A 5,436-nucleotide genomic window follows, 5' to 3' on the forward strand; every position below is an offset into this window, starting at 1 on the left:
GAAGAACGCTTGGTTGCGGACATGATCAAGCTCACGCGCCAGTACGGCCGATATGTCTATCGTCGGGTTGCAGCCCTGCTGAGAGACGCTGGTTGGCAGGTTTATGACAAGCGTGTCGAACGTCTATGGCGACGTGAGGGGCTTAAAGTGCTAATGAAACAACCTAAGAAGGGGCGGCTCTGGCTCAACGACGGCTCATGCGTTCGGCTTCGTCCTGAGTACCACAATCATGTTTGATCGTATGACTTCGTTCGCCACAGGACAGAGGACGGTCGTGCCTTTAGGACGCTCAACATCTTGGATGAACATAGCCGAGAATGCTTAGCGATCCGGGTGAAACGGAAGCTGAACTCGACGGAGGTAATCGACGCTCTGACCGACCTATTTATCCTGCGGGGTGTGCCTCATTATATTAGGTCGGACAATGGCCCAGAGTTTATCGCTGAGGCCGTCAAGGATTGGATCAAGGCGGTTGGGGCTAAGACTGCCTACATCGAACCTGGGTCACCCTGGGAGAACGGGTACTGCGAAAGCTTCAACGGGCGAATGAGGGATGAATTGCTGAATGGCTAAATTTTCTACTCGTTGCGGGAAGCCCAAATTATTATCGAAAGATGGAGGAAACATTACAACACCAAACGACCCCATAGTGCTTTGGGCTACCGCCCACCTGCGCCAGAGGCCATCGTACCGATGGACCAAAGGCCAATCATGCACTAACTTTCAAATTGGACCACTCAAGTGGGGCTGCTCATGGCCATGCGGAAAAGTGACCCAGTGATCAAAGGCCAGTTGCGGGATGAACGTAACGCCTAGGTGAAACTTCCCGATCAAAGCCGTTGCATAACCGGCCTCCTTCAGAAGCGTGGGGATGTTGGCAAATTCCCCAATCGCCGACCAATTCTTGGGCCAATGGTCCACAAGCCTGTCATCGAGCCAATTGTGAATGCCATGTTGGCTTGGCATCAACCCTGTTAGCACCGACGCACGACAAGGCGAGCACATGGCGTTAACGCAATAGGCATTGTCAAACCGCACACCACGCCCAGCCAAGCGATCCAAATGAGGCGTTTGAACTTCATCATTGCCGCAGCAGCCCAGCAGATCTGCAGGCTGATTGTCGGACATGAACAAAAGAATATTGGGGCGCTTAATCATCAGTCCTACTCGAGTGAATGGTCAGTTCTGGCTTTTTCCTCGCATATAAGATCTGCTCTGATCCCAAATTGTCAACATAGCCGCAAATATACCCAACTAAGATTGTATTATCGCACGTATAGCCCCGAGCACACGGCGCGGCAGCGTCGAGGTCAGTGGTTTCATCACAAAGGAATAATAACAGGCCCTAATTCGTGAAACCGCACATGGGTATGGTGTCTATATATTCAAATTCAAAATGAGTTTCAAAGGTCTGAACAAAGAATCAGTTTAATCCCGCTAAACTTAAAAAAGCCCGGCGCACTTAAATGCGTCGGGCTTTTCCTATAAATTCAGTCCAACAGTTTACGTATCGACACTGTCCGCTGCGTCATCGTCACTCTTGATACTAAAGAAGCTCTCAGCGTCGTGAATATCGCCTGTTTCGACTTCAGGCTCTTCGTCAACACTACCCAACGTGAACGTCTCAAGACCTTCAATCGCGGATGGTATTTTTGGTTCGTCGCTCATACTCAAGGATTGCTCAGTGCTCACCAACTTGCGACGTTCATCATCGCTCATCACTTCGCCTTCCGCGGCCTTCTTAGCAGCAGCTTTTTGAACAACAGCGTCCAGCTCAGATTGTTTGCAAAGGCCCAAAGCAACCGGATCAATAGGTTGAATGTTGTTGATGTTCCAATGCGTGCGCTCACGGATCGCCTGGATCGTCGGCTTGGTCGTGCCAACCAGTTTGCCAACCTGACCGTCTGTCAATTCTGGGTGGAATTTCACCAACCACAGAATGGAAGCAGGACGATCCTGACGCTTGGACAACGGCGTGTAACGCGGTCCACGGCGTTTTTCTTCGCCTTGTGCAGCGGCATTAAACTTTAGCTCAAGCTTATGCATCGGATTGTCTTGCGCAGAATCGATTTGCTCTTGCACCAACTGGTTGTTGGCGATCGGGTCGAACCCTTTCACGCCGGTCGCTACATCACCGTCTGCAATGCCTTGGACTTCCAGCTCGTGCATGCCAACAAAATCAGCGATCTGCTTGAAGCTAATCGTTGTGTTATCCACCAGCCAAACGGCGGTCGCTTTTGCCATAATAGGATTGGCCATGGGAACTCTCCTTCAAACATATCTATCTCGTCGCCTGAATTCAGGCGGCACCTTGTAAGGGGCGCGGGTTACCATTGTAGGGGAACTTGACCGGTATATAGTGTCGATTAGTCAAAGAGGGAAGAGGCAATGCGCAAACTGGTTTTAGCACTTTTAATGATGGCCAGCAGTTTACGCGCGGATGGCGAGAAAGCCGGCGAATTCGACTATTATGTCCTCGCCCTAAGCTGGACCCCTACGTGGTGCGCACTGGAAGGCGATGCCCGCAAGTCCGAACAATGCGATCCTACGAACGACTTCGGCTGGACACTGCATGGCCTTTGGCCCCAATTCCACCAAGGCTGGCCTAGCTCTTGCCGCACCTCGATGTGCCAACCTTCACGTAGCATGACCAATGAAATAGCCGACATAATGGGCACCTCTGGTCTCGCTTGGCACCAATAGAAAAAGCATGGCACGTGCTCGGGCCTAAGCGCTGCAGATTACTATACCCTGTCGCGCGAAGCTTACGGCAAAATAACGCGCCCGGCCTTGTTTCGCAAACTCGAAAAACCCGTGAAAGTTCCTGCCAAAGTCATCGAAGAAGCCTTCCTGAAAGAAAACCCAATTCTCGATGCCAACACGCTCACAATCACCTGCAAAAAGGGTCGTATCCAAGAGGCGCGCATTTGCCTTTCAAAAGACCTGAACCCCATCCCATGTGGCAGCGACACGATTAAAGATTGCTCAATGACCAATGCCCTGTTTGACCCTGTGCGCTAATCTCTCATCAAGGGTCACGCGTCCGGATTCATCTTTCAAAATAAACTTCCCTCGGAGCGTCCCGCAGGCTTAATCAGAGCCAACCTTCAAAACGATTTTCCCGATATGCCCACTGCTCTCCATCCGCACATGCGCATCCGCTGCATCGGCCAGATCAAATTCACTATCCATCACAGGCCCCAAACGACCAGCATTCAAAAGCGGCCAAACCTGCTCACGCAGCGCATCTGCAATGCGCGCTTTGGCCAAATCGCTCTGAGGGCGCAAAGTGGATCCAGTGATCGTCAAACGCCGCATCATCAGTTGCGCAAAATTCAACTCAATCTTCGGGCCCTGTAAAAATGCGATCTGCACCAAGCGACCATCATTTGCCAAGGTCTTCACATTGCGCGGTAGGTATTCGCCACCAACCATATCAAGGATCAAATCAGCGCCGCCCTCTGCTGCCATCACTTCAACAAAATCTTCATCGCGATAGTTAATCGCGCGTTCTGCGCCCAATCCAAGACACGCCGCACATTTCTCATGTGAGCCTGCCGTCGTAAAGACGCGCGCACCGAACAGCTTAGCAAGTTGTATAGCCGTCGTCCCAATCCCTGACGATCCACCATGCACTAGAAAACGCTCGCCCGCCTTTAAACCACCGCGCTGAAACACGTTGGAGAACACCGTGAAATACGTCTCTGGCAGACACGCGGCTTCTTTCAGGTTCATCCCGTCTGGAACCGGCAAACAATGCGCCGCAGGGGTCGCCACATACTCGGCGTAACCACCACCCGGCAAAAGCGCACAAACCTGATCGCCAACCGTCCAATCCGTGACGCCATCCCCAATTGCGACTATCTCGCCAGCCGCTTCCAAACCGGGCAAGTCGCTTGCGGTTGGGGGCGGTGCATATGAACCTGCGCGCTGCAACGCGTCGGGACGGTTCACGCCTGCATACGCAACCTTGATCACAACAGACCCATGACCCGCTTCGGGCATAGGGCGGTCGCAAATTTGCAAAACGTCTGGGCCACCAGCTTTGGCAATCTCAACAGCGCGCATAGGTTATCCTTTCGAAGGTGTATCAGACGATCCGGACCAATGGCCGGGCAAATCATCACGATTGGTTTCAGACGGGGCTTTCAAAAAGCTTAATGCCCATTTCGGGCCGGCTAAAAGCGGCTTCAGCAAAGGCGACGCATTCACCTGCGCCTTCACTTTTTCAAAGCGCATTACGTCCTCGATTCGGCGATCCAGAAACGCCCAAGTATCGGCGTGGTTCTCAGACATGTCTCCGAGCCAAAACAGCACTGTTGAACTATAAACGCCACTCAAAGTAGCGCGCTTGGAGTACCAATTTGAATCACGTGATGTATCACCCAAGGCCGTCCACATCGCATCAGCGCTGCCCCAGATCAATTTGACGCCATCCCCTGCATGCTGGGGCAAGGCAAACAATGTTGTGCCACGGCGCACGGCCTCTTTGTCGGTAGCCGTCTCTAAACGCATCCGTACCAACGCCGCGACTTTTTCTGAATAACGCAAATCACTTAGGTCTTCGGTTGCGAAACGCGCAAGCATCTCCATATCTCCGCGCACGTGATACGCAATCGCCAAATCAACAGCGCCGCGCGGACAAATAACATCGGCCAAACCTGCGTCCATTCCCGTGTCCTGAACAGCGGCCTCGAACGTTGCATCGCTCCAGCCGTCAAAGGGAACGTGGTTCAACGCGGCAACAAGCAAATTTGCTTTGGTGGTTTCGTTTGGCAAGGTCATCAGCATCCCTCTCAAGGCTTGTCCAGATACTAGACAATATAGGGGTGCATTGCTATACGCCCATTTCCTGCAAATCCTTGCAACTTCAAACTAGAAAGGTGGTGAAAACCACATGCAGGTTAGTGTTCGTGACAACAATGTCGATCAGGCTCTTCGGGTCCTGAAGAAAAAGCTCCAGCGTGAAGGCGTTTTTCGTGAAATGAAGCTAAAGCAACATTTCGAAAAGCCTTCGGAGAAGAATGCACGCCAGAAAGCAGAAGCGATCCGTCGTTCTCGCAAACTAGCGCGTAAGAAACTTGAACGCGAAGGGATGCTCTAAGCAGCCCTAAACGAGCTAGAACGCTTTTGAATTTGAAACCCTCGTTGCCTTGGCTGCGGGGGTTTTATTTTCTCCCGATGAGCGTTGAAATGTTTACTTTTCAACCATTACTTTTTGCGATACTTCCTCCCAAACTTAAAAAATTTTTGAGAGTCCAAATGCTGAAAAGCCTTTGATCGCTGCACCTGTGCTCGTTTCCACCTCATTTTTATCCGCGTGTAATAGCACAACCCCTGTTGTTGCTGCTCCACTTCCTGGAAAAGCCCCAACCATAGCGGGCGTCACCGCTTCCCAAATCCTTGCAATCGCAAACGGCGGTCTTGATGCAACTG

General features: G+C 51.8%; 6 protein-coding genes and 2 pseudogenes. 3 read left to right on the forward strand and 5 right to left on the reverse strand.

Going from position 1 to position 5,436, the window contains the following annotated elements:
* Nucleotides 1-720 (forward strand): annotated as a pseudogene (locus QZ279_RS07510) (IS3 family transposase); the annotation flags it as partial.
* A gap of 3 nt (nucleotides 721-723) precedes the next feature.
* Here QZ279_RS07510 and QZ279_RS07515 read toward each other — a convergent pair.
* Nucleotides 724-1,158 carry a sulfatase-like hydrolase/transferase gene (locus tag QZ279_RS07515; RefSeq protein WP_293449681.1) on the reverse strand — a complete coding sequence of 145 codons (435 nt, stop codon included), beginning with the start codon at nucleotides 1,156-1,158 and terminating at the stop codon, nucleotides 724-726.
* 345 nt (nucleotides 1,159-1,503) lie between these two features.
* Complete coding sequence (locus QZ279_RS07520) at nucleotides 1,504-2,259, reverse strand: cell cycle transcriptional regulator TrcR (RefSeq protein ID WP_293449682.1); 756 nt, start codon at nucleotides 2,257-2,259, stop codon at nucleotides 1,504-1,506.
* Nucleotides 2,260-2,388: 129 nt separating this feature from the next.
* Between QZ279_RS07520 and QZ279_RS07525 the strand changes: the two are divergent.
* Nucleotides 2,389-3,021, forward strand: a pseudogene (locus tag QZ279_RS07525) (ribonuclease T2).
* A gap of 69 nt (nucleotides 3,022-3,090) precedes the next feature.
* On the opposite strand, the gene QZ279_RS07530 reads toward QZ279_RS07525, so the two are convergent.
* Both QZ279_RS07530 and QZ279_RS07535 read right to left on the reverse strand, forming a co-directional pair.
* On the reverse strand, nucleotides 3,091-4,068 hold the full coding sequence (locus tag QZ279_RS07530) for an NAD(P)H-quinone oxidoreductase (RefSeq protein ID WP_293449683.1): 978 nt from the start codon (nucleotides 4,066-4,068) through the stop codon (nucleotides 3,091-3,093).
* 3 nt (nucleotides 4,069-4,071) lie between these two features.
* A complete protein-coding gene (locus QZ279_RS07535) occupies nucleotides 4,072-4,785 on the reverse strand; it encodes a COQ9 family protein (protein ID WP_293449685.1) in 714 nt (237 codons plus the stop codon).
* Nucleotides 4,786-4,897: 112 nt separating this feature from the next.
* Here QZ279_RS07535 and rpsU point away from each other — a divergent pair, with 112 nt between their 5' ends.
* The gene (rpsU, locus tag QZ279_RS07540) at nucleotides 4,898-5,104 is read left to right on the forward strand and encodes a 30S ribosomal protein S21 (RefSeq protein ID WP_293449687.1); all 207 of its coding nucleotides are present in this window, start codon (nucleotides 4,898-4,900) and stop codon (nucleotides 5,102-5,104) included.
* 135 nt (nucleotides 5,105-5,239) lie between these two features.
* On the opposite strand, the gene QZ279_RS07545 is transcribed toward rpsU, so the two are convergent.
* On the reverse strand, nucleotides 5,240-5,436 hold a 197-nt coding region (locus QZ279_RS07545), incomplete at its 5' end, for a hypothetical protein (protein ID WP_293449689.1).

The organism is Planktotalea sp., assembly GCF_018607965.1.
GTDB lineage: Bacteria > Pseudomonadota > Alphaproteobacteria > Rhodobacterales > Rhodobacteraceae > Planktotalea.